Source organism: Acinetobacter sp. GW821-FHT09D10 (assembly GCF_059416285.1).
The window spans coordinates 289,361-314,673 of sequence record NZ_JBWKOW010000003.1 but is presented as its reverse complement, the minus strand read 5'-3'; the positions used below and the strand labels follow the sequence as shown (position 1 = coordinate 314,673).

25 protein-coding genes are annotated in these 25,313 nt (G+C 38.6%); 13 read left to right on the top strand and 12 right to left on the bottom strand.

Features of this window, described 5'->3' with window-relative positions; translation table 11 throughout:
• Positions 1-2 precede the first annotated feature (2 nt).
• From AC07M3_RS10515 to AC07M3_RS10500, 4 genes are all read left to right on the top strand, one after another.
• Positions 3-872 (top strand): NAD(P)-dependent oxidoreductase, encoded by an 870-nt coding sequence (locus AC07M3_RS10515; RefSeq protein WP_494567242.1) that lies wholly within the window; start codon positions 3-5, stop codon positions 870-872.
• Positions 873-885: 13 nt separating this feature from the next.
• Entirely contained in the window at positions 886-1,680 is a 795-nt protein-coding gene (locus AC07M3_RS10510; RefSeq protein WP_494567241.1) for a hydroxypyruvate isomerase family protein, read from the top strand.
• Between the two features lie 81 nt (positions 1,681-1,761).
• On the top strand, positions 1,762-2,163 hold the full coding sequence (gene rsfS, locus AC07M3_RS10505; RefSeq protein ID WP_003654998.1) for a ribosome silencing factor: 402 nt from the start codon (positions 1,762-1,764) through the stop codon (positions 2,161-2,163).
• A 250-nt stretch (positions 2,164-2,413) separates the two neighbouring features.
• Complete coding sequence (locus tag AC07M3_RS10500) at positions 2,414-3,235, top strand: SDR family NAD(P)-dependent oxidoreductase (RefSeq protein WP_494567240.1); 822 nt, start codon at positions 2,414-2,416, stop codon at positions 3,233-3,235.
• 62 nt (positions 3,236-3,297) lie between these two features.
• Here the strand turns inward: AC07M3_RS10500 and AC07M3_RS10495 are convergent, their stop codons facing one another.
• The 3 genes from AC07M3_RS10495 to AC07M3_RS10485 are packed head-to-tail and all read right to left on the bottom strand — an operon-like array spanning position 3,298 to position 6,218.
• On the bottom strand, positions 3,298-4,752 hold the full coding sequence (locus tag AC07M3_RS10495) for an NAD(P)(+) transhydrogenase (Re/Si-specific) subunit beta (protein ID WP_017391250.1): 1,455 nt from the start codon (positions 4,750-4,752) through the stop codon (positions 3,298-3,300).
• A gap of 12 nt (positions 4,753-4,764) precedes the next feature.
• Positions 4,765-5,079: a proton-translocating transhydrogenase family protein gene (locus AC07M3_RS10490; protein WP_003654992.1), complete on the bottom strand. Its 315-nt coding sequence runs from the start codon at positions 5,077-5,079 to the stop codon at positions 4,765-4,767.
• A gap of 11 nt (positions 5,080-5,090) precedes the next feature.
• Positions 5,091-6,218, bottom strand: coding sequence for a Re/Si-specific NAD(P)(+) transhydrogenase subunit alpha (locus tag AC07M3_RS10485; RefSeq protein ID WP_004641209.1), 1,128 nt, complete (start codon positions 6,216-6,218; stop codon positions 5,091-5,093).
• A 238-nt stretch (positions 6,219-6,456) separates the two neighbouring features.
• On the opposite strand from AC07M3_RS10485, the gene AC07M3_RS10480 reads away from it, so the two are divergent.
• From AC07M3_RS10480 to AC07M3_RS10455, 6 genes are all read left to right on the top strand, one after another.
• Entirely contained in the window at positions 6,457-7,383 is a 927-nt protein-coding gene (locus AC07M3_RS10480; RefSeq protein WP_494567239.1) for a DMT family transporter, read from the top strand.
• 67 nt (positions 7,384-7,450) lie between these two features.
• Positions 7,451-7,858 carry a RidA family protein gene (locus tag AC07M3_RS10475; protein WP_494567238.1) on the top strand — a complete coding sequence of 136 codons (408 nt, stop codon included), beginning with the start codon at positions 7,451-7,453 and terminating at the stop codon, positions 7,856-7,858.
• Positions 7,859-7,876: 18 nt separating this feature from the next.
• Complete coding sequence (locus AC07M3_RS10470) at positions 7,877-9,067, top strand: MFS transporter (protein ID WP_005036838.1); 1,191 nt, start codon at positions 7,877-7,879, stop codon at positions 9,065-9,067.
• A gap of 141 nt (positions 9,068-9,208) precedes the next feature.
• A complete protein-coding gene (gene dusA / locus AC07M3_RS10465; RefSeq protein ID WP_494567237.1) occupies positions 9,209-10,213 on the top strand; it encodes a tRNA dihydrouridine(20/20a) synthase DusA in 1,005 nt (334 codons plus the stop codon).
• 334 nt (positions 10,214-10,547) lie between these two features.
• Positions 10,548-11,066, top strand: coding sequence for a hypothetical protein (locus AC07M3_RS10460; RefSeq protein ID WP_494567236.1), 519 nt, complete (start codon positions 10,548-10,550; stop codon positions 11,064-11,066).
• Positions 11,067-11,237: 171 nt separating this feature from the next.
• Positions 11,238-11,633, top strand: coding sequence for a hypothetical protein (locus AC07M3_RS10455; protein WP_494567272.1), 396 nt, complete (start codon positions 11,238-11,240; stop codon positions 11,631-11,633).
• 33 nt (positions 11,634-11,666) lie between these two features.
• On the opposite strand, the gene AC07M3_RS10450 is transcribed toward AC07M3_RS10455, so the two are convergent.
• Positions 11,667-12,566: a LysR family transcriptional regulator gene (locus tag AC07M3_RS10450; RefSeq protein WP_494567235.1), complete on the bottom strand. Its 900-nt coding sequence runs from the start codon at positions 12,564-12,566 to the stop codon at positions 11,667-11,669.
• Positions 12,567-12,662: 96 nt separating this feature from the next.
• Between AC07M3_RS10450 and AC07M3_RS10445 the strand changes: the two genes are divergently transcribed.
• Positions 12,663-12,785, top strand: a complete 123-nt coding sequence (locus tag AC07M3_RS10445) for a hypothetical protein (protein WP_080547764.1) — start codon at positions 12,663-12,665, stop codon at positions 12,783-12,785.
• A 51-nt stretch (positions 12,786-12,836) separates the two neighbouring features.
• On the opposite strand, the gene AC07M3_RS10440 is transcribed toward AC07M3_RS10445, so the two are convergent.
• A complete protein-coding gene (locus AC07M3_RS10440; RefSeq protein WP_133747648.1) occupies positions 12,837-13,598 on the bottom strand; it encodes a tRNA threonylcarbamoyladenosine dehydratase in 762 nt (253 codons plus the stop codon).
• 113 nt (positions 13,599-13,711) lie between these two features.
• Here AC07M3_RS10440 and AC07M3_RS10435 point away from each other — a divergent pair, with 113 nt between their 5' ends.
• Positions 13,712-14,467, top strand: a complete 756-nt coding sequence (locus tag AC07M3_RS10435) for a hypothetical protein (RefSeq protein WP_494567234.1) — start codon at positions 13,712-13,714, stop codon at positions 14,465-14,467.
• 44 nt (positions 14,468-14,511) lie between these two features.
• Here the strand turns inward: AC07M3_RS10435 and acnA are convergent, their stop codons facing one another.
• The 6 genes from acnA to AC07M3_RS10405 form a co-directional block, all read right to left on the bottom strand.
• Positions 14,512-17,265 carry an aconitate hydratase AcnA gene (acnA, locus tag AC07M3_RS10430; protein ID WP_494567233.1) on the bottom strand — a complete coding sequence of 918 codons (2,754 nt, stop codon included), beginning with the start codon at positions 17,263-17,265 and terminating at the stop codon, positions 14,512-14,514.
• 124 nt (positions 17,266-17,389) lie between these two features.
• Positions 17,390-18,202, bottom strand: a complete 813-nt coding sequence (locus AC07M3_RS10425; RefSeq protein WP_494567232.1) for a TatD family hydrolase — start codon at positions 18,200-18,202, stop codon at positions 17,390-17,392.
• Positions 18,202-19,143, bottom strand: coding sequence for an RsiV family protein (locus AC07M3_RS10420; protein ID WP_348951736.1), 942 nt, complete (start codon positions 19,141-19,143; stop codon positions 18,202-18,204). The genes AC07M3_RS10425 and AC07M3_RS10420 overlap by 1 nt, the downstream gene beginning before the upstream one ends.
• A gap of 91 nt (positions 19,144-19,234) precedes the next feature.
• A complete protein-coding gene (locus tag AC07M3_RS10415; protein WP_494567231.1) occupies positions 19,235-20,077 on the bottom strand; it encodes a hypothetical protein in 843 nt (280 codons plus the stop codon).
• 69 nt (positions 20,078-20,146) lie between these two features.
• Positions 20,147-21,739 (bottom strand): peptide chain release factor 3, encoded by a 1,593-nt coding sequence (locus AC07M3_RS10410; RefSeq protein WP_005044796.1) that lies wholly within the window; start codon positions 21,737-21,739, stop codon positions 20,147-20,149.
• 232 nt (positions 21,740-21,971) lie between these two features.
• Positions 21,972-22,835 (bottom strand): hypothetical protein, encoded by an 864-nt coding sequence (locus tag AC07M3_RS10405; RefSeq protein WP_494567230.1) that lies wholly within the window; start codon positions 22,833-22,835, stop codon positions 21,972-21,974.
• Between the two features lie 323 nt (positions 22,836-23,158).
• Between AC07M3_RS10405 and AC07M3_RS10400 the strand changes: the two genes are divergently transcribed.
• Positions 23,159-23,731: a TetR/AcrR family transcriptional regulator gene (locus tag AC07M3_RS10400; RefSeq protein ID WP_494567229.1), complete on the top strand. Its 573-nt coding sequence runs from the start codon at positions 23,159-23,161 to the stop codon at positions 23,729-23,731.
• Between the two features lie 274 nt (positions 23,732-24,005).
• Here AC07M3_RS10400 and AC07M3_RS10395 read toward each other — a convergent pair whose 3' ends face one another.
• On the bottom strand, positions 24,006-24,566 hold the full coding sequence (locus tag AC07M3_RS10395; RefSeq protein ID WP_494567228.1) for a TetR/AcrR family transcriptional regulator: 561 nt from the start codon (positions 24,564-24,566) through the stop codon (positions 24,006-24,008).
• Positions 24,567-25,313: the final 747 nt, after the last annotated feature.

Here is a 25,313-nt window from a genome sequence, read left to right as displayed (position 1 = left end):
TTATGAATTTTGATCGCAACACCCCTATTGCTTTTTTAGGCATAGGGCTTATGGGAAGTCGGATGGCAACCCGCCTTATTCAAGCTGGCTTTCAAGTTGCTGTTTGGAATCGAACCGTCTCTGCATGCGAAGAACTTATTGATATCGGTGCACAACCTTTAGAACTTTCAAATATTGGTGAATATCCAGTTATTTTAATCTGTCTGGCAGATGACAAAGCAGTACAAGCTGTATTTGAGCAAATTCAGCCTAACTTAAAAGCTAAACAGGTTATTGTTGATTTCTCGAGTTTATCTGTTGCCGCAACGAAAACGCTTGCTCAAGCAGCTGCTACCCATGACGTCACATGGATTGACTCACCTGTATCAGGCGGAACAGCGGGTGCAGAACAAGGCACACTTGTCATTTTTGCAGGCGGTGATGCTCAAACCATTACAGAATTAACTCCTATTTATAATGTTCTATCCCAACGTGTGACTCGCATGGGAGATACAGGAACTGGCCAAGCCACCAAAATTTGTAATCAACTTATTGTTGCAGCCAACAGCGCTCTTATTGCAGAAGCTGTCGCACTTGCAGATCGAGCTGGTGTAGATACAACTTTGCTTGCTCCTGCCTTAGCAGGTGGATTTGCTGACTCTAAACCCTTTCAAATTCTAACTCCCCGCATGGCAACTCATACATTTGAACCAGTTCAGTGGAAAGTTCAAACATTATCTAAGGATCTTAACAACGCAGTAACATTGGCTAACAATGTTAATTTAGACATCCCAGTTGCACAAAAAGCTCTACTACAGCTACAAACTCACCAAAAAAATGGCTTTGCTGAGAAAGATTTAGCTACTATGATTCAATTAATAGAGCAAAAATAAACGGAGTTTGAGTATGGGTCGTCTTGCAGTCAATTTATCCATGATTTTTACCGAAGTTCCTTTAATTGAACGTTTTGCTCTGGCCCATGCACAGGGCTTTGAATATGTAGAAATTCAATTTCCTTATGAATTGGCTATTTCAGATATTCAAACTCAACTCGAACGCTACAATCTTAGCCTCTGCCTAATCAATGTGCCTGCTGGTGATCTTATGCAAGGCGGAAATGGTTTAGCTGGTGTACCCGGTCAAGAAACAGCTTTTCGTGAAGCATTAGAATTAGCGATTAGCTATGCCACCGCTTTAAAAGTTCCCCGTGTTAATATTTTGGCAGGGAAACAACCGCTAGATGCCGACCTACTGCCTTGTTTGAAAACATTAGCAGCTAATTTAAAACTTGCCTGTAACTTACTTAGTGAACACGGTATAGAACCCGTTTTTGAAATGATTAACGGTACAGATATGCCACGCTTTTTGGTGCAGAACATTGCGCAGGGACAAGAAATGCTAGAAGCGGTCAATCACCCTGCCCTAAAAATGCAATATGACTGCTATCACATGGCGATGATGGGCGAAGATGTACTTGAGGGTTTGCAAGAAAATATTAACTTAATTGGACATATTCAATTTGCGGACTGTCCGGGCCGTCATGAACCAGATACAGCCCAAATTCCTTATGAACAAATTTTTTCTTGGTTAAAGCAAAGCTCTTATCAAAACTATATTGCAGCAGAATACAAGCCTGAAAATACTTCAAATCACTCATTTACTTGGAAGAAAAAGTATTTTTCGGATGATGTAAATATATAAACTGTTACGACTTCTGATTGAAATTTAGCGCGAAAACCACTATATTAGATAGTGAGTAATTGTCAGGAAAATATACCCTATATGAATTTAGAACCATCGCCCAGCGTGTCTAATTCTCACGATTTCGCAATGAACACCTCAAATAAAGACGTACAGACTTGTCTCAAAGTTGTTCATGACGCTTTAGTTGATGTAAAAGCAAAAGATATTCTCCAGTTAGATGTTAGCTCAATTAGCAATGTCTCTGATGCTATTGTAATTGCAAGTGGTACTTCTACTCGCCATGTCAAAGCACTCGCTGACAATGTTGCAGAAGAAGCTCGAAAAGCCGGTTTCCGCCCGATTGGCGTTGAAGGTGAACGAGATGCAGAATGGATCTTGATTGATCTCGGCTTTGTTGTAGTACATGTGATGCTACCAACAGCTCGTAAATTCTATGATTTAGAAAGCTTATGGCGTACCGCTCCAGAGTCGGTTGCTTAAAATTTTGCTTTTAAAAAAAGCGGCTCTTTTGAGCCGCTTTTTTAATTCTTTAGAAAAAGTATGCCCCTTCATAAAGTGGTATTTATATTTTTTAAATAACAAAATCTTTAAATTTCATCGAATGCTTTATTAGCCATTAAAAGCCAATCATCGCGCACTTTTAAATTTGACATGACAAATTGTCAGATTTGCAGCAATATACAAACTCTTGAAGTCCCCACCAATAAATAGCATAACCGGAGTACAGAAAGTGAGAATATTAATTACGGGCGCCAACACAGGGATTGGCTTTGCCACAGCAGAACAACTCGTTAAACAAGGGCAACATGTTATTTTAGCCTGCCGAAATCCAGAAAAAGCTCAAGATGCGCAAAACAAATTACGCGCCCTTAACCAAGGACAAGTCGATTTAGTTTCTCTCGATCTAAACAGTCTTGAATTAACTAGAAAGGCAGCCGACGAGATTGCAGATCGCTATGGTAGCCTTGATGTACTCATTAATAATGCAGGGTTATTTGCCAAGACCAAACAACTGACTGTCGATGGCTTCGAGCAGCAATTTGGTGTCAATTATTTAGGCCATTTTTTACTAACTCAAAAATTGCTTCCAGTTTTACAACAATCGCCTGAAGCACGGATTATTCATCTCGCATCTATTGCTCATTGGGTTGGCTCCATTAAACCCAACAAGTTTCGAGCAGAAGGTTTTTACAACCCCCTGTTCTATTATGGGCAATCGAAGCTTGCGAATTTACTATTCAGCAATGCTTTAGCAGAACAACTAGCAGGTAGTTCTATTACCAACAATGCATTGCACCCGGGCGGTGTCGCTTCTGATATTTATCGTGACTTACCAAAACCAGTTTATGCAGCGATGAAATTAGGCTTAGTCCCAACCTCAGTTCCAGCAAATCTCATTACAGAAATGGCAACCGGAGATGCATGGCAAAATCGTAATGGGGAATATGTCAGTGCGCACATGCCAGACTGGAAATCTTCACACGCAAAAAACCAACAACTGGCACGCAACCTCTATCAACAGTCAATGGACCTTGTAGAAAAATTTCTTTAAACAAATAGGCCAAATAAAAAAGCCACCCTCGGGTGGCTTTTACAATCCTGATTGAGGTCAGATTAGTGACCGCCACCATTGATTGCTTTTGTCATATCTTCCACAACTTTCTTGGCATCACCAAAAATCATCATTGTTTTTTCGTTATAGAACAAGTCATTGTCTAGACCTGCATAACCTGTTGCCATAGAACGCTTAATCACCATGATCGTACGTGCTTTATGTGCTTCAAGGATCGGCATGCCATAAATTGGTGAAGTTGGATCATCTTTCGCAGCAGGGTTTACTACGTCGTTTGCACCAATTACAAGCACCACATCAGTTGCAGGGAAGTCTGAGTTAATCTCATCCATTTCCAAGATGTCTTCATATGCTACGTCTGCTTCAGCAAGCAATACGTTCATATGACCAGGCATACGACCAGCAACTGGATGGATCGCAAAACGAACGCGAACACCCTGCTCTTTTAGAATTTCACACAATTCTTTTACAGCATTTTGTGCACGACCTTGCGCCATACCATAACCCGGTACAATCACAACGCTGTCCGCATTTGACATCAAGAAGCCAGCATCATCAGCAGAACCAGAACGGTGGTTACGCTGAACTTGCTCACCTTTAGCAGCTGTAGCAACCGCTGCACCACCCATTGCACCGCCAAACAATACATTGATGATTGAACGGTTCATTGCTTTACACATGATGTACGACAGAATCGCACCAGATGAACCCACGAGAGAACCCGCAACGATCAACATGTTGTTTTCAAGTGTAAAACCAATACCTGCCGCAGCCCAACCCGAGAATGAGTTAAGAAGCGATACCACTACAGGCATATCACCACCACCAACTGGTGCAATCCAAACCCAGCCAAATGCAAGTGCAAGTGCTGTCATTGCCCAGAATGCAGTCATGTTGCCAGTGGTAAAGAAGTAGAAACCACAAGCCAACATCGCAATAAAGATAAGCGCCTGAACTGGTTTAACCCATGCACCAGAAATTGTTTTCGCCCATTTTTTTGCAGCCAATTTACCGTACGCAAACACAGATGCAGTAAAGGTAATCGCGCCAACAAAACAACCTACGAACAATTCAAATAAGTGAACACTGCTCATGTGCACATGTTGCACACCAGCCGCTGTCAAAGCTGCCTCATTTTGAGCAAACAATTCAGTGAGTTGGTTGTTGTGTAAAATTGCAGCAATTGCAATTAGGACTGCTGCCAAACCAACTAATGAGTGCATCAATGCAACAGTTTCAGGCATTTGAGTCATTGGCACAGTACGAGCACGCGCAATACCAACGATTGCACCCAACACCATTGCACCAACAATCATCCAGATGACTGGGTTATTCGCAACAAAGAAGGTCGTAACTACAGCAATCGCCATCGCGATCATACCGTAACGGTTACCTTGAATTGCTGTTTTAGGGCCAGACAAACCACGAAGTGTCAAGATAAAGAGAATTGCGCCTACAAGGTACAACCAATTTGCATTTGCTTGAATAAATTCCATGTCAAAGCCCTCTTATTTCTTTTGCTTAGGCTTGAACATTTCCAACATGCGTGCAGTTACTGCAAAGCCGCCGAAAATATTAATGCTTGCCAAAAATACCGCAATCGCACCCAGTACGCTCACCACATTCACACTTTGAAATGCAACGTTAGCATCTACACCCAAAATAGGCAGACCCACAGTTTGCAACATTGCACCCACTACAATAATAGATGACAACGCATTGGTTACTGCCATAAGTGGTGTATGTAAAGCTGGTGTAACACCCCAAACTACGTAATAACCTACGAAGATGGCAAGGACGAAAATTGTAATAGTTTCAACCATGAGAAATCTCCTTAACCACGCTTAAGCAGTACTTGACCGCCATGAGTGACCAATAGGGCTTTTTGGATTTCGTCTTCTTGATTAATCGCAAAGTTTTTCTCTTTGTCGAATAAAGTTTCTACGAAATTGAATACGTTACGCGCATATAGTGCGGAAGCTTCTGTCGCTACAGTTGCCGGAATATTTGGAACACCCAAAATTTTCACGCCATTTTCTGTAAACACAGTCTCGCCAACTTTAGAGCCTTCAACGTTACCACCAGTTTCAACAGCCATATCTAAAATGACAGAGCCTGGTTTCATCTTGGCAACAGTTTCAGCCTTAATCAGACGCGGTGCATCACGACCCGGCAACAATGCAGTTGTAATCACGATGTCAGCGTTAGAAACAGCCTTATCAACAATAGCGGCTTGGTCTTTGATGTATTGCTCACCCGGCATCCATCCATAACCATTTTTAGCGGCGTCAGCTGCACGTTGTTGCTCTTCTTCAGACATTGGTACGTCTAACCACTTACCACCTAAAGATTCAACCTGATCTTTTGCCGTAGGACGCAAATCAGTTGCTTCAACAATTGCACCTAAACGTTTTGCCGTTGCAATTGCCTGCAGACCTGCAACACCCACACCCATAATCACAACACGAGCAGGTTTTACAGTACCGGCAGCAGTCATAAGCATTGGGAACATACGTTGATATTCAGCGGCAGCAAGCAAAACTGATTTATAACCAGAAAGGTTTGCCTGAGAAGACAATACGTCCATGTTCTGCGCACGAGAAAGCGTACGAGGAAGCAATTCCAATGCAAAAGCAGAAACTTGCTGATTCGCAAACTGATCTAGCTCGGTATTACGATAAGGATCAAACATTGCTACAACAGCAGTATTTGCTGGAAGTTTTTGAATTTCCCCGCCTTGTGGCGCACGAACTTTCAAAATAATTTGACTACCCGTATAGGCATCATCCGTAATGGTTGCACCGACCTGTTCATAAGCACTGTCAATGTACGCAGCCTTTACACCGGCACCACGTTCAATCACAACGCTATGACCAGCGCTAATCAACTTCTTTACTGTCTCTGGCGTAGCAGCTACACGATTTTCACCGACGACAGTTTCGGTTGGGATTCCGATTTGCATGAGCGTTCCTCAAGCTAATTTCTCATTGTCAAAAACATTGCAACCTGCAATGTTTCCCCCATGTGTATTCTTTGTACAGAATTTGGATTCTAATTGAACTTTTTTAAAATACCACCCAATATTTATTTAATAAATACCCATATTTTGAACTGATGATTCACGATATTTGATTTGAGGTGTAACATAGGAAGCTTTTTCTTTTTTTGCAGACAACAGTCTCTCTTATACAGTCTTGTATATGAAAATTTCTTTATCTTCGTTTCAAATCGGGTCTTTTTTTGCTCTTTGCTCTGCTTTTCTATTCAGTACAAAAGCAATCTTTATTAAACAGACTTATGCCCTTTCTCCATTAGTAGACGCCACAGTCCTGATGGCTTTACGCATGTTAAGCGCTTTACCGTTCTTTCTAGTAATTTGCTGGTTTAACAGGCATCATAATCAGGGCATAAAAAAGAAGGATTGGCTAATTTTAATTTTTGCTGGTCTATTAGGCTACTACTTTGCCAGCTGGCTCGATTTTATGGGTCTGATGTTTATTAGTGCTTCACTCGAGCGAATTATTCTATTTTTATATCCCACACTCACAGTCATTGTCTCAAGCTTCCTATACAAACAAAAATTAGATGCAAAAAGTTTATTTGCCATTTTTCTTAGTTATAGTGGAACTGTATTGGTCATGCTTCAAGAGCACAACAATGCACCAATTCAGGGCAACTTCTGGTTAGGCACAAGTCTCGTGTTTGCGAGTGCTATGGCTTTTGCAGGCTACTTACTACTGACACCGCCATTAATTAAAAAATTTGGTTCTTGGAATTTCACAGGTTTAGCTTTAACAGTGGCTTGTATAGGTACATTAACGCACTATGTATTAAGCACTCCTCAGCCTATTCAACTTCTATTACAACTTCCATCTAGTGTAATTTGGTACGGCGTCGGACTTGGCTTTTTAGTCACTGTTTTACCTACCGTTATGCTCATGCAAAGTATTGAGCGACTTGGCGCCTCTCAATCTGCCATGATTGCTTCAATAGGACCAGTTTTAACTATTTTACTCGCGGTTACTTTTTTAAATGAACATCTCAATATGTGGCAATGGGTAGGCTGTATTTTAAATATTGCAGGTGTCATGATAATTACCCTTAGAAAGAAAAGATTAAAATACTAATTTCTCTTGACCTCAACTTAAGTTGAGGTTGGATACTCATCTAAATTTTACTGAACGGTTGAGATCCATGAATAAAGAAACTTTTAAAATAATAAATCCATCAACTTTATACGACCCTACTCCAAATGCTTATAGTCATGTTGCTGTGGTAGAAAGTTTTAAAAAGATTATTCATATTGCAGGTCAAGGTGGCGAAAACTCAAAAGGTGAATTAAGCCCAAACTTTGAAGAACAAGTTTCTCAAGCTATTGATAATGTTCAACATGCTTTAACTGCTGCCGATGCAGAGCTTAGCAACATTGCCGTATTAAGAGTTTTAGTTGTTGACCATTCGGTCGAAAAACATGAAATTTTAATTAAAGTTATGCAAAATTTATGGAAAAATCATCCTTTTCCAGCCTGTACACTTATTCCTGTACCACGCCTTGCATTAGAGCATATGCTCATTGAAGTCGAAGCAACCGCATACACCTAATAAAATCGAGAGAACATCATGTCTACCCCTGAAGATATCAGTCAAAATAAACCTTTACTTTGGTTGATGGCAGCAGCATGTGGCTTATGTGCAGGTGTGAATTATTATTGCCAGCCTCTTATTCACTCCATTCAACAAGACTTTGCTGTTACTCAAGCACAAGCCGCATTGACCGTTACATTTGCTCAGGTGTCTTATGCCCTCGGACTGCTTTTTATTGTTCCGATGGGTGATATCGTCAATAAAGCCAAGGCTATTCCGTTTTTGATGGTGCTTTGTGCAGTTGGCCTATTTACTTCTGCTTTTGCTGTTAACTTACCCATGCTATGGATCGGTACAATTTTAGCGGGCTTATTTTCTGTGGCAGCTCAAGTGCTTATTCCACTTGCTACAATGACTGTAAAACCTGAAAAAACTGGCGAGATCATTGGTTTTTTAATGAGTGGCTTATTGGTGGGTATTTTACTCTCTACCAGTCTGGCTGGACTATTTTCTAACTTATTCCACTGGAAAGTGGTTTATGTGGTAAGCGGCATATTAATGCTTCTGTTGGCATATACCTTAAAAAGTCGCTTGCCTTATGTTTTACGCATGAAAATGAACTATGGACAGATCTTTGGTTCCATGGGTCAGCTTTTAAAACAAGAGAAAAGACTATTATTAAGAGCGCTTACAGGTGCTTTCGCTTTCGCATCTGTGAGTATTTTATATTCCACCATCGCATTACTCCTCACCTCAGCACATCATTTACCTGATCTGTTTATTGGACTAGTGCCTTTAGTCGGTATCTTTGGTGCCTTATCAACCCGTTATATTGGTAAATATGCCGATCAGGGACGTACCACTCTACTCACATGGATAGGCTGTGGTTTGTTCTTGTTAAGCTGGCTCTGCTTTTATTATGGACAAACTTTGCTTGCGAGTTACATTGCTGGTTTTGCTTTAATTCAGTTAGCACTAGCTCTCGTACACACAAGCAACCAAAGCATTATTTTCCGTTTACGACCAGATGCAAAATCTCGTATTAATGCCATCTATATGACCACTTACTTTATTGGTGGCGCAGGAGGTTCAGCATTAGGAATTTTTGCATGGAACCGTGGCGGATGGACCATGACTTGCCTTGCTGGTATTGGGTTAGTTGTACTTTGTATTTTGTTTAGCTTGTTTGATGCTATCTTACAAAAAAAGAAAATGATTTCCCAATAAGGTAACTTGTTATAAATCATCTCCCTATATTCAACACAAGGGTGGTTATAAATTACTCGGCTAAATGCCTCTGTCGATTCAAGCATAAACCTCGTATAATGCTGCCCTTTCATTAATTTAGCGACTTTTGGGCTATTGGTTATGCAATCACTTCAATCGTTACAACCTCGTATTTCTGTCGCACCCATGATGGATTGGACAACGAAGGATTATCGATTCTTTGCGCGCTTGTTTAACCCAAATGTTGTGCTATATACCGAAATGGTGACCACAGGTGCGATTCTTTTTGGCGATGCAAAACGTCATTTAGACTACAGTGCACAAGAGCAACCTATCGTATTACAGTTAGGCGGTTCAAACCCGCAAGAGCTTGCGACCTGTACAAAAATGGCTGAAGACTGGGGTTACGATGAAGTTAACCTCAATGTAGGCTGCCCAAGTGACCGTGTACAAAACAATAAAATCGGTGCTTGCTTAATGGCAGAACCAGATTTGGTTGCTGAATGCATTCACACTATGCAAAAAGCAGTAAACATTCCAGTAACGGTGAAACACCGTATCGGGATTGATGACATGCACTCTTATGAAGAGATGCTTCATTTTGTAGATACAGTTGCAGCAACAGGTTGCACTCATTTTGTAGTTCATGCCCGTATTGCTATTTTGAAAGGCCTGTCACCAAAAGAAAACCGTGAAGTTCCACCTTTACGCTATGAAGATGTCTATCGTTTAAAACAAGAGCGCCCACATCTCACCATTGAAATTAACGGCGGGATTAAAACGTTTGCTGAAACTCAAACACATTTACAGCATGTTGATGGCGTCATGATTGGCCGTGAAGCCTATCATAATCCGTACTTACTCGCGGAAATGGGTCAGCTTTGGAATTTGGAAGCTCCAGATCGATTTGAGATTATGGAACAAATGCTACCTTATATTGAACAGCGTATGGCTGAAGGTGCTCCACTCTCCATCATTACACGTCATATTTTGGGTTTATTCCAAAATTTACCTGGTGCGCGTAAATGGCGTCAGGCGCTAAGTGGCGGAAATGCAAAAACTTTAGGTGATGTTGAACAGGCTATTAGCAACATGCAAGCAGCTTTAATTCGTACTGAGGAATATTTAAAAGAACCTCAGGCTTAAACATGTGATGGCTTCTTAAATTGTAAGAAAATGTGGCATTTTAAATCAGGGACTTAGATTTTGAGTATATTCGCAATGACTGAATTAAAATATTCAAATTTAAGCTCTGATTAATTATTTTTAAATAAAAATATCAATAACTTAAGTTAAATTGTTTTTGTGTTTCATTTTAATGAGTATCTTTTTATCTCTAAGTAGCAATATTTGGAAAAAAGATACGTTATTACATAACATAAACAAAACTTTTAAGGTACGCCTATTAGTATCTCTGAACGCCACAGGTAGGTGGTGATTTTTTTAATATGGATATAGATAGTACGGTAGAGATTTCACGATGATTATTTATGACGGACAAGTAGCTGATAATTATATGTATCAGGATTCAAATCAGGCAGCCATTGTTGTATTCCACAGCACTCCAAGTCTCCCTTATCCTTTCACCATGAAACCTAGTAATCATCAAACTGAAACTTCCGATATTCCAGCAATAGATGTTGATAGATTCGTAGCTAAATTAGAAAGTATTACCTCAAGACGCAGCAAAGCCCGTTGTGCACGTAGTATCCGCCTTGCTCTCGAATCTGCTGGTGCAGATATTAGGAATCACCCCATTGCAGCTTCAGACTGGGGAGATACTCTCAAAAAGATTGGCTACAAAGAGATAAATCCATCATTTGATGAGCCACAAGAAGGTGACATCTATATCATTCACAGAACTCGCAATCACGTTTATGGACATATTGCTGGCTATACAGGAAGTGAATGGGTCTCTGACTTCAAACAAAACAGCTATGATGTCTATAAAGATGACAGCGTCACTTACACTTACTATCGTTTAGGGCAACCTACCTAAGCATTGGGTTTTTCAATCCTTTTTAAATATGCCAAGCAGTTGATCAGACAGACTTTTAAAATCAGGTTTGGCTTCTTTTTTGCATGATTTTCATATTGTACTTGTCAAAAATGATGATGTAACTTTATGAAAAAAATACTCTTAGGCGGTTACTTACTGACGTCGTTTAGTTTGGCGTATGCTATTCCCGATACAAACGTTATAGAAGTTTTCAAAAAAGTACCAGAAAAAAGGATTTATCAACCACAATATTTATTGAAAGGAACGGCTCCTCAAGCTCGGATCCATGTCATGCGAAAGCAATATTTAAATGGATTACTAGATTGTCCTTCTGTGATTTTTCATGATAAGAAAAAAATTCTATCTCTGCACTCATTTGAAGAAGCAACAATTTTTCTAGAGCCAGATAATTACTCTATTCGCTATGCAATTAATAATAGTGGTTGCATCAATTTAGAATTCTATCAACATAAACGCCCTAAACTAGACATTATGTCTCAGGAGCGTCAGTTAGACGATGATAGCGAATATACGTTTCTTATTAGCGAGCACACTGGGCTACAATAATTATTTCAGCATATGGTTAAAGATATCTCCTACTCACGCTTGTAGCAGTTCGTAGATATGTTCAGCATAAGATTGAATCAGATCACTTTGGTCTGTTCTATAAGCTAAAACTACTTCAGAGAAAAGGTTCTTATTCTCCAGCGGAATCAGTTTTACATTTTTGGGTAGTATTTGTTCAAATTCTTGAGGGACAATACTAATACCCAAATTTGCAGCGACTAATTGTAATTGGGTTATCTTACGAGATTGGACTACCGCTGTTTTAGGCAAGAAACCAGCTCCTACACACAAGTTTGAGACTAGATAGCTCAAACCTCCCCGCTTTGGATGTGGAGTTGAAACAAAATATTCATCTACTAAATCTCTTATCTGGATACTTTGTTTTTGTTTAAATTTAGGATGATCAATATAGACAGCGACAAATAACGGCTGTTCATATAATTTCAAAATCGTTATTTCTTCAAGGCTATGCAATACTGGCGGTCTTATCAAACCAATATCAATTTCTCCACTCATTAAAGCTAAGATTTGCTGCTCCGATGACAAGGTATTCACCTCAAAATTTATCTGCTTAGCTAAGCTAATTTCTTTTAATATCTGAATCTTTTTATGATCCATGACAACACTGCTTGAGTGAGCAATTTTAATCTGGCGGTTTTTCCCTTCCGAAACACTTTTAGAAAGATCAATAATTTCATTTAAGTAGAGCATGTTATCTTTTATTTTCTTATAAAAGACCTCTCCCGCTGCCGTAAGCTTTACTTTCTTGTCAGTACGATCAAATAGTTGAAAGTTAATCTCTTCCTCCAATAATTTTATCTGCCTACTCAAAGCTGATTGAGCAATAAAGAGCTTTTCTGAAGCAGCCGTAAAACTGCCTTCTTCAACAATTTTTATAAAATATTGAAATTGTTTTAAAGTGAGCATTCCCATCTCAAAATTAGATCATTAAGCCTATTTTCTATATTAGATTAGATAGATTACCTTCGCTAGAATTTTATCAAGACCATTCACTTGATTAAATTATTCATGAAGTATTTAAAAGGTTTCACCATATTCACTGTCGTTATTCTAATTTTATGGTGCTTTAAATTTTATGATCAGCAGCTTCCAACACAGCCCAAACACGACACGATAGAATTATATGACTAAAAAAGAAAAAGGCATGCCCAAACATAAGAGCACGCCTTTTTAATATTTAAACTAAGCTTTCTTTAAATCAAGTTTCTTTAAAACTTCAGCTACTGCAATCATGGCAAAACTTGAAGTCACAACCACCGCTGAACCATAGCCACCACAGCGTAAACCAGCCGATGGACACACATCTGCACTTGAGAATGGGTTATCAATCGAATAAATACAGGTAATTCCAAATTTCTCTTTTGGTTTTTTACAAATACCACGAGCGCGAAGTTGGCTACGTAACTTCGCCAACATCGGGTCTTGTTCGGTTTTTGATAAATCCGCCACACGAATTTTAAGCGGATCGAGCTTACCGCCTGCTCCACCAGAAACAATCAAAGGAATTTTGTTAAAACGGCAATGCAGCATTAAAGCCAACTTCGCTTTAACGTCATCAATACAGTCTAGAACAATATCCGGTACAGGATTTAAAAGCTCTGTGACATTCTCAGGTGTTAAGAAGTCATCAATAATATTTACTTTAATACGTGGATTAATTTGACGGCAGCGTTCCGCCATAATTTCAACTTTTTCACAGCCTAATGTAGAGGTCATCGCTGGTAGCTGACGGTTTACATTTGATGCCGCAACCACGTCCATATCGACTAATGTAATCTCACCAATACCCGTGCGTGCTAAAGCTTCTACAGCCCAACTGCCAACACCACCAATACCAATCACCATCACATGACTTTTTTCATAGTGTTGGAACGATGAATCACCATAAACTTTGGCTACACCTGCAAAACGACGTTCATATTCATCTTGTTGGAGATCGGTCATTGTTACTCTTTGAGGGGATATAAAACACGGTGGCTATTTTACCTGAATCAATTAGGCATAGGATATCTTTTACGATATTATAAATAGCAAAAGTCCCTTAAAATTTATTAATAATGAATCAAGAACTTAATCAAAAAATTGTCTTATGTATCCCAGGTGTTTGGGAAAATCATCAAGCTCTATTACATGCCCTCCTCACTAATGAAACAGGATATATTTACGCAGGCTCAATTATTAAGTCTTTAACAAATGAGCATTATGCTGAAATTGAAGAGTATGAAAATGATCCGAATGTAAGTCAGATTTTTAGGTCATTGAGTATGGGCCGTTTTTCTGAAAGTGAATTAGAAAAAATCGATCGACATAATATGGTTATTTATGTTGTTTGTGAGGGTGGATCAATCGAGTTAGCACAACAAGCTCTATTGTTAGGGCAAGCCCTCATCAAGGCAGGCGGCTTAGCAATTAAAGTTGAGACTTCTGGACTTAGACATATTAAAAGTGATTGGCTTAGTTATAGTGCTGAAAATACCCTAGATCTGTTTAAAGGCTTTATTCCTATTATTTCCGACGATAATTTACTTTATTCTTGTGGAATGCATCAATTCGGCAAACCAGATGGATGTATAAATCTAAAAGTAGATCAAGCATCCTATATTCTGAATCATTTCTTGTTATATATCCTTATCGAAAATCCAGAGTTGTTAGAGAATCAAACTTTTTCGATAGATGAAAATTCAGAATTATTAAAGCTGTCCCGAAAAGCATCTGGGGATTTCTTTGATTTAGATTCACTATATTTTAATCCACTCGATGTTTGGATGCTGACTACGTCATTTAGCTGGAAGAAATTATTTAAGTTTAGTTAAATTTCCAAAAAGAAACCCTGTAAATTACAGGGTTTCTTTTTCAATTAGTCTGCAATCAAATTTCGAAGTACATAATGCAAAATACCACCGGCCTTAAAGTACTCGACCTCATTTAACGTATCAATTCGGCACAACACATTAAAATGACTCGCTACCCCATCCGGTCTTTTTACATCAACTTCAAGAATTTGATGAGGTTGAATCCCGTCCAGTAAACCACGGATTGATATCACTTCATGACCAGTTAAATTAAGAGATTGACGAGTTTGCCCATCAACAAACTGTAATGGCAACACTCCCATACCGACTAGGTTTGAACGATGGATACGCTCAAAGCTCTCGGCAATCACCGCTTTCACACCTAATAAATTTGTTCCTTTTGCAGCCCAGTCCCGTGAAGAACCTGTTCCATATTCCTTACCGGCAATAATCACAAGAGGCGTGTTTTCTTGTTGATAAAGCATCGCTGCATCATAAATGGCAAGCTTTTCACCACTTGGAATGTAAATAGTATTACCACCCTCTTCACCACCAAGCATTTCGTTTTTAATACGAATGTTGGCAAAGGTGCCTCGCATCATCACTTCATGATTACCACGTCGAGAACCATACGAGTTAAAGTCTTTTGAATCGACCCCTTGCTCTTGTAAATACCGACCCGCAGGACTATCTTTTTTGATATTCCCCGCTGGTGAAATATGGTCGGTTGTGACCGAGTCACCTAAAACAGCCAAAATACGTGCCTGTTCAATATTTTTAATTGGTTTCGGTGGCTCTCCAATTCCTTCAAAGAAAGGAGGATGGCGAATATAAGTCGAGTCATCGGCCCATTCATAGGTCTTACTCTTTGGAATCTGAATCGCTTGCCAACTCGCATCACCATCAAAGACCGCAGCATATTCTTTATGGAACATCTCTGTATTTACTTTCTGCAAGACAACATCAATTTCTGCCTGACTTGGCCAGATATCTTTTAAATAGACGGGCTGTCCATCTTTGCCCTCACCAAGAGGCTGTGTTGTCAGGTCGGTACGAATATTCCCAACCAAACCATAAGCCACAACAAGAGGCGGTGAAGCTAACCAATTGGTTTTAACTAATGGATGTACCCGTCCTTCAAAGTTACGGTTACCAGAAAGTACAGATGCAACATTTAAATCATGGCATTGAATTGCATCTTCGACTGGCTCGGGTAATGGGCCTGAGTTACCAATACAGGTTGTACAGCCATACCCCACCAAGTTATAACCCAACTCATCTAAATACGGCGTAAGCCCAGCAGCTAACAAATAATCAGTCACGACCTTAGAACCAGGTGCAAGAGAGCTTTTCACCCAAGGTTTTCTTTGTAAGCCTTTTTCAATAGCTTTTTTAGCAAGCAAGCCTGCCGCTAACATCACGCTTGGGTTAGAAGTATTGGTACAAGAGGTAATCGCAGAAATAACAACATCCCCATGAGTCAGAGGGTATTCCTGCCCTTCAATCACACAAGATGGGCTTTCATGCTGGATATTTGCTTTTTTTGCCTCTACAGCAGTACCACCACCTTCATTTTCTAGACGTTCTTTTGCTTCTTTTGCTGGTTTTAGCGTTAACTCCATGAGCGCATTAAACGTTTTAGGCACTTCTGATAACAGCACTCGGTCTTGCGGGCGTTTTGGTCCAGCCAAACTTGCTTGCACCGTGGTCATGTCTAAACTTAAAGTATCTGTAAAAACAGGTTCATCACCAGCATTACGCCATAAACCTTGAGCTTTACTATAGGCTTCAACGAGTTCAATACGGTCTTCATGACGCCCTGTCAGTTTTAGGTATCCTATAGTCACTTCATCTATTGGAAAGAAACCACAGGTTGCACCATATTCTGGTGCCATATTGGCAATTGTTGCGCGGTCAGCAAGAGGCAAATCTGCCAAACCATCTCCATAGAACTCTACAAATTTACCCACTACACCCTTTTGGCGAAGCATTTGAGTAATGGTAAGTACCAAGTCAGTTGCTGTAATACCTTCTGGTAATTTTCCTGTAAGTTTAAAACCGATGACTTCAGGAATAAGCATAGAAATAGGTTGACCCAACATTGCAGCTTCAGCCTCAATACCACCTACGCCCCAACCTAAAACACCCAAGCCATTAATCATGGTCGTATGCGAATCTGTTCCCACTAAGGTATCAGGAAATGCAAAAGTTTTGCCTTCATCTTCTCCCAACCATACTGCTTGGGCTAAATATTCTAAATTGACCTGATGGCAAATCCCCGTACCCGGCGGCACTACACTAAAATTATTAAATGCAGACTGTCCCCAACGTAGAAATTGATATCGTTCGCCATTACGCTGCATTTCAATATGTACGTTTTCTTCAAAAGCCTGATCATCGGCAAAATAGTCAACCATCACCGAGTGGTCGATCACCAAATCAACAGGAGATAAGGGGTTAATCTTCTCTGGGTCTCCACCAGCTTGAGCCATGGCTGCTCGCATTGCTGCCAAATCGACTACAGCAGGTACCCCTGTAAAATCCTGCATTAAAACTCGAGCAGGTCGATATTGAATTTCCTGTTCAGAACCTTTGGTTTTTAACCATTCTGCTAAGGCATAGATGTGTTCAGTTTTAACGCTAAGTTGATCTTCGAACCGTAATAAGTTTTCCAATAATACTTTTAAAGATTTCGGTAGTTTGGCAATATCCCCTAGCGTTTTCTCTGCTTGGGCTAAGCTAAAAATCTGATAATTGCTGGAACCTACTGTTAGCGTCTGTAAAGCATTAAAACTATTGATATTGCTATACTTAGCCATTGGGTTATCCTCCCATGTCTGGCAATGTTATTTTTCACGTTTTTACATGTTGTTTTCTTACTTTAAGCTTCTTTTCTAATCGCTGTGTTTTGTTTTAGTTACTATTTCTAATCTTTGATTTTTATTACGATAATTTCAACGCCGAGAGCGAGTTTCCCCAAAGCTGTACGGCCAAATCTGACGCTGATATGTTTAGGTTTTCTGCCAAACTTTGCAAAACATAAGGCAAATTAACTGGGGTATTACGGGTACGCTCTTCAGTTGAGGTTTGACAACAAAGTGGGGTCATATCGGGACAATCCGTTTCTATCACCAAGTGCTCTACACCTATAGCCTGCACAACCGTATGAAGTTTTTTTGCATTCGGATTAGTAATTTGCCCTGTCACACCAATTTTAAACCCAAGTTTAATTAAGCCTTTCGCTTCTTCTATGCCACCACTAAAAGCATGGGCAATTCCACCCAGTTTAAATTTCTGAGCTTTTAACATTGCGAGTACATCACCATGGGCTTTTCTAATATGGAGAAGTACTGGTTTTTGATATTGGGTTGCCAGCTCTAACTGATCGGCAAAATATTGTTTTTGCTTCGCATAGATATCAGGGTGCTTATGTTCTTTTAAGAAAGTATCTAAACCAATTTCACCTACTGCCACACATTCTTCTTTCTGTAAAATTTGCTCAAGATGAGAAAGATGTTCTGGCTGATGTTGCTCAATATAAAATGGGTGTAAACCGGGTGCTAGATATGAAGTCGGTACATTTTCCCAGCTATTTAACTGATGATGGGTTTGTAGCAATTCATCAAAACGTGACTGCACAAAACCAATTAAAACCAACGCATCAACCCCAGCCTTTTTGGCATTAAGCGCTAACGGTTGCCGATCTTCATCAAAATCGGCAACATCAAAATGCGTATGTGTATCAAACAGACGCATTAGCTTCCACTTTTTGCAACAGGTGTTGAAGCTGGTTGCGCTTTAGGCTGCGGCAAATACTCTTTTTTCAAGACTTCCTGTAATTGATCATAAGGAATGACTAATCGAGGTAATCCCACCACATATGGTCCAATTTCATATTCACCATATTGAAGAATTAAACCTTGCTCACCTAATAAGAAATTATCAGATAATTTAAATGGCCAAGCTTGTTCATAATCAGCGACATTATCAGCCAGTTTAGAGTCTGTAACCCAAGTCTTAAAGGCTTCATGCGCCAACTTCTCTAACGCTGCTTTTTGCTGTGGACGTAACAAGTCTTCAAGCTTGATCTGCTTTTGTTCTTTTAAATCAAAATTATAGTAATGCTGTGCAGCAGAACCATGAGCACCACCTAAATAGCTACTGCTATTAAGTACAACAGTGACCACTTTACCTTGAGCCTGCAAAATCTTAGGTTTAACTAAAAGATTAATTTGATGACTACTACTTAAAGCTTTTAACTCATTGTCCAGACCAATAAATGAGTTTGCATAACGTTGCACCTGTGCATCAAAGCTATTTTTTTGCTCTGCACCCGCAACTGCTGAAGCTTCTGTTTTTTGATCTGGTTGCTTCACTTTAGCATCGGGTTCAGCAATCTCTAAAATTTGATCTAGAGTCTTTAAGATTTGCTGATCTACAATTTTATCAATAAATGGAAAATTACTCTGTAAACGCTCAACTGTAAATTCAGGACAAGTCTTACCATCACAATCAGGTAAAGCAACCTTACTCGGAATTGTTTCACCCTTCAAAGTCAGCTCTACTGGCTTTTGTTGTTCGACTGCTGGTTTCTGCTGTTCTTGAGAATCCTTAGGATCGGCTTTAGGTTGGCATGCCACCAAAAATATAGCCGAAGCAAGTAAAGTTAATCGCAGTGAAACTTTAGAAGATAACATCATATTTTGCCTTTTATTCTAAGGAGATTACGCAGTGCCTTTTCTAAGAAATTAGCGCATATAAATAGAGGTTGCAAATTCTGCTACCATCTTAAAACATTTGTTCATAAACCTCGGGTTGTAATATTTTTTTTGTTTGTTCTGTAGATAAATAAATATCGAGCTGTGGTGCCTCTTTTGTAATTTGGTTTGCCTGATAATGCAGTCCAATGCCTTCACCATCAAAGAACCAATCCGCTTGTCCCCAATATAAAGTTTTTGGTGCTTCTTTTTTTATCTCAACAGTCTGCTTTTTTAACCAGTCTTGATAGGCTACCTGCACCATTTGATGCATAGCTGTTTGCTGATCCTTTTTTAAAACATCTAACAAACTTAAACTTTTATGCAATTTTCGGTCGGCCACGAAAAAGTAATAACGATCTTTAATCGTGAGCTCTTCTTGCTTGGTATCAAGCCCCAATTGCAATAAAACATATTGATTACGCTGCGAAGCAATACGTGTATGAAGATGCAATTCATAAGCCCGATTCTTTGAATATTTATCTTGCCATTCATCAGACTTTTTTACATAGGCATTAATCGCCTGCTGCAAGCTTAAGTCTTTTTTCAAATCAATTTGATCTTGGATCACTTTTGTCTGACTTTTCGCGATCCAGTCATTTATCCATGCGTCTTGAGTTTTTATCGTTTGAATATCAACATCAATACAATTTTTCTTCTCACAAAATGGCAAAGCATAATCGGCTTTTACTTCTTGTAAGTTGAGAAATGGCAGTACTTCAGCTTTTTCAATATTTTGAGTTTGGGTACCTGCTAGTTTCGTTTGAGAAGATGATGAAGACTGAGAGCTTTTCCAGACAAAAATAGAAATAGCAGAAATTAATGTTACGACTGCAACCACCAGCGCAATAATTGCCTTTTTACTCAAGTTCATTTCATCATCCTTTTTTATTTTTCAAAACAAAACAGCTTCTATTCGAAGCTGTTTGTCACATTAAAATGATCAGTGTTCACGTGTGTTACGGAACTGAATATCAGGCCAACGCTCTTGCATAATCTGCAAGTTCACTCGGCTTGGAGCAAGATAAGTTAAGTGTCCGCCGCCATCTATAGAAAGTTGGTCATGTGCTTTTTTCTTAAATTCATTCAGAATTTTTTCGTCATCACAGTGAATCCAGCGAACTGTATTAACACTTACAGGCTCATAAACACAGTCAACCTTATATTCTTCTTTTAAACGATAAGCAACCACGTCAAACTGGAGCACACCTACCGCCCCAACAATCAAGTCATTGCTAATTTGCGGCATAAATACCTGAGTCGCCCCTTCTTCAGACAACTCTTTCAAACCTTTTTGCAATTGTTTTGACTTTAATGGATCTCTTAAACGCACACGACGAAACATCTCTGGCGCAAAGTGAGGAATACCTGTGAAGTGCAGATTTTCACCACTTGTGAAAGTATCACCAATTTGAATCGTGCCATGGTTATGTAAACCAATAATATCGCCCGGCCATGCTTCTTCTAAATGTTCACGCTCACCAGCAAGGAATGTCAAAGCATCACTAATGCGGACATCTTTACCAAGACGCACGTGATTCATCTTTAAACCTTTTTCATATTTACCAGAGCAAATACGCATGAAGGCAATACGGTCACGGTGTTTCGGGTCCATGTTGGCTTGAATTTTAAATACAAAACCAGAAAAACCTTCTTCTTTCGCGTCAACCACACGCTCTTGTGTAGGGTGCGCTTTAGGTTCAGGTGCCCAGCCCATGAAAGCATCTAGTACATGGTCAACACCAAAGTTGCCTAATGCCGTACCAAATAGAACCGGAGTTTGTTTACCTTGTAAAAATAATTCGCGGTCTAATGGCTCATTCGCCATTTGTACGAGCTCAAGCGACTCTTCAAAAGATGCCCAAGCCAAATCGCCTACTTTTTCACGAATATCAGCATGATCATAACCATCACGTACTTCAATATCTGTAATGGTTGAACCAAAGCCTGCTTTGTAGACATACAATTTATTTTCAATAATGTTGTATACACCAGCAAAATCACGGCCCATTCCTAATGGCCATGTAATAGGTACACAGCGGATATTGAGGACATTTTCAATCTCATCAAGTAACTCAAGTGGCTCACGAATCTCACGGTCCATCTTGTTTACGAATGAAATGATAGGCGTGTCACGCATACGACACACTTCCATCAATTTGATGGTACGTTCTTCGACACCTTTTGCACCATCAATCACCATTAACGCTGAGTCAACTGCGGTTAAGGTACGATACGTATCTTCCGAGAAATCTTCATGTCCCGGTGTATCGAGTAAGTTAATGGTATGACCTTTATATGGGAACTGCATAACAGACGTGGTAATAGAAATTCCACGCTCTTTTTCCATTTCCATCCAGTCAGATGTAGCTGCGCGGTCAGATTTACGGCTTTTTACCATCCCTGCAACCTGAATTGCTTTACCCCATAACAGTAATTTCTCTGTCATGGTGGTTTTACCGGCATCGGGGTGGGAAATGATGGCAAATGTGCGGCGTTGAGCAACCTGTGCCGCTAACTCATCTTTAAAACTCATGAAATACACCTACTGCGGAGATTGCAGTGCCAAAGATCTAAAGTCGATCAAAATAAAAATTGGCGTAATTGTAGCAGATTTATAGAACTGTTTAATGATTGTTGATATGCCATCAGTCACTCATAAGATTTTTGAACATTTTTTGAGAATACAACTTCGTTCATTAGAGATTTTACAATCAAAAAAGCCCATCCGATTGTGGATAGGCTTTCTTAGGACTTAGCAGAATATCTTAAGCTAGTTTCTTTTCTTCAATAAATTGCACATCGGCAATTTGTACATCCCAGAACTCATTCCATAATGCACAATAATCAATACATAGCTTAGTTAAGCTCTCATAATCATCTTTTGTAATTGCTTGAGCTAACGCAAACCAAAGGTCATCCTGATGGTCATCATCAGCCGCCTCAGACGTTTCATCGGTAGATACACCATGCACATGGTAATAGCCACCGCCTTCAACGTCGATATTCACAAATTTAGTCGCTTCTCGTAATGGAGGGCTAAAAAGAATAACCTCTTCTTCGGCAACTGCTAACAATGCAACTACATTGATATAACTATCATAAGAAGATTCTAAAAATGAACGAACCTGATCTGCGGCTTGTGAAGCTTTATAATTACGGCGATCATCTTCCGTTAGACCATAATCATTAAGTAAATCTTCATACAATGGATAATGAGCATATTCAGGATTCCCCAAATAATAATCATCTTTACCTAATCCCGGTCTAAAACCGAATTCATCAAGTACATTTAAACTTAATAATACCCGTGGAAACATTTTAGCTCCAGAATGGAGTTTTGGTTCCAGTTGTTTTGTTTGGAACTGCGCTTGTAATAAAGCATCAGTAAAAATCTGTACAATTGCATGACGATATTCTAAATGAATATGAATTAAAGTATCCTTATCTAGATAACCATGATTTAACATTTCAATTGCAGGATGTTTACAAACTGGTAATTCTGCAATTTTATTTCTTAACTGTTTGAGAAATTTTAAATTTTCTTCCCATTGTTTTGCAGGAATACTATTTTTCATCCCCTGCAATGCTTTTTCTCGTGGATTATTAAAATCTTCAAATTTTTTTGACATAATCATTCTCAATAAAAAGTTTTTTCTTATAGTTAAGTTGGGGATTCCCTTTATTTCAATTTGCATTCAGTTGCTAAAATAAAATCCATATACCCATCCTTAACAACCTGATATTATGTCTATTAACTCAACAAATCAATGGATTAATTAATAATATTTAAAAAAGTAAATTATTGCCAACTAAATACATAAAATATTATTTTTTAAGGTTAACCAAACTATTGAATAAATATAGTTTTTTAAATATTATAAAATAAGTTTTATTTAAGCTTTAACACTTACAATAGCAAAGTTAATCAAAAATATTCGCGACGGTGAACCCGATGACAAAAAGAGAAAATATTATAACAACAGCAACATCCCTTTTTAACCAGAAGAGCTATACATCTGTTGGTGTTGATAAGATTATTGCTGAGTCCAATGTGGCAAAAATGACTTTTTATAAGTACTTTTCTTCTAAAGAAAACTTAATTGAAGAGTGTCTTCATGAAAGAAATTTAGAAATACAATCTTCAATATTAGGAAAAATTAATAATATTAACAATCCTTTAATTAGACTTAAAAGCATTTTTAACTGGTATATCGACTGGATTAATACAGAGGATTTCAATGGTTGTTTATTTAAAAAAGCCACCATTGAAGTTCTACAACTGTACCCATCTATTAAAGATCAGGTTAATAAATATCGAGAATGGATTTACAAATTGGTTTTCTCAACATTTCTAGAATTAGAAATTAAAGATGCCCATACACTTACCAGTCTTTTCCTTAATATTATTGATGGCATCATTATTGATGGCACAATAAATAAATCAAAAATTAATTCTGAACAAACATGGTCTTATATAATAAAGCTTATTAATTTTGAAGAAACTCAAGCGTGTTCCGCCGCTTAATGTATCAATTTAATAGTTTTAGGTGTTTTGTAGAAGAATTAAAATATCATTAAAAAAACGAGTAGAGCATGAATTACAGCTCTACTGATAAAATCTATCTAAATTATTGTTACAGCCCTATAAAAGCAAAGCCCCTGCTAGTTTAAACACAGAAGCTGCTCTCATTTTCTTTATTTTAATTTTATAATCTATATAAATTTAATGAGTTTTAATCAGCGGTTTATTAAGAATAACTAAACCTTTACCACTTATAACTATGCACATTTATATATTATTAATCCACCGTGATATTCTTTAAGAAATACTCCAATAATACATCTCTATCATCCACACTGTTTTCACCTAAAAGCTGAACCATAGCCCCATCCACCACAAATAAAAACATGTGTGCATCTTCTTTTGAGGCCTCTGAGTTCTTTGTTAAAAGCAGTCTATAAATCTCGCTAATGAGCCAGTTTCTGTATTCAACCACTACTTGATAAGCCTTTGGGTAAAGTTTTTCAATTTCAAAAATAGCTTTAAATGGCAGATGGTAAAGGCCTTCTAAATCTGCATGTAAGAAGTAAATTTTACGGAGTTTTTCAATAATGGTTAAATCTTTCTGAACATAAATGATTGAAAGCACCTCTTCTTTTAAACCATCTTTTTGAAAGGTTAAGCTCATTTCAATGAGCCTTTCTTTTGAGTGAAAGTAATTATAAAAGGTAGCTTTGGGGAGTTTTGCTGCTTCAATAATTCGGTCTACCCCGACTTTATGAAAACCATAATTATTAAAAAGATATCTTGCAGAATGAAGCACGCTTAAAGCACGAAATGGGAGATCTAAATGTTGCATAGTTTTACCGTTATAAAAATAAGTTCTTGTTGTGTCTCAATGAGATAAAACTGCCTAGGCTCTTGTTTTAAGCAAAAAAAGGCATGCAAAGGCCCTCTAAAGACAGCCTCAGCGCATCTCAAGTTTTATTGTTGATATGATTTTTTTGGTCGTGACGAGCTACTGCTTGAAAACCCAAAGGTCATCAAACCGCGCTATAGACTAGTCTGGAGGTATAAAAATAGAATGCATAACCAACTCCTTTAGATTGGGAGTTCTGCCAAAGCATTAATCTAGAATTATGGTGGCAGAACGAGCAAGGGTTAGCAGACTGATAGTAAGAATCAGCACACCCGAAGGTGTCCCTCACTCGCCCTACCGCAACAAGCGAGGGACGATTGATAACATAAGACTACTCCTCAGAAGGAATAATCTGATGCTCTTACTATGCGGTCTGCTAAAACCGACTGGCAATGTAGGCCAGCTTGCAAAGGATAATCTGAGAGTTTATAGGTGTCAATGTAGCTTTTATGACAAGATTTTAAATTTCTTATTGTTTTTCATTAGATTAACTTAATTATTATTTTAAATATTATATAAATATAAAAACTATATTATTTTTCATAGTTATTTTTTTAAAATATTTTACTTATTAGCTAAAAATTATGGTGGCAGAACGAAAGCGGGTTGACAGACTGGTACGACACCAGCACACCCAAAGATGTCCCTCTTTCATTCAACCATCAAGAAAGTAGACTAGTACTTTAA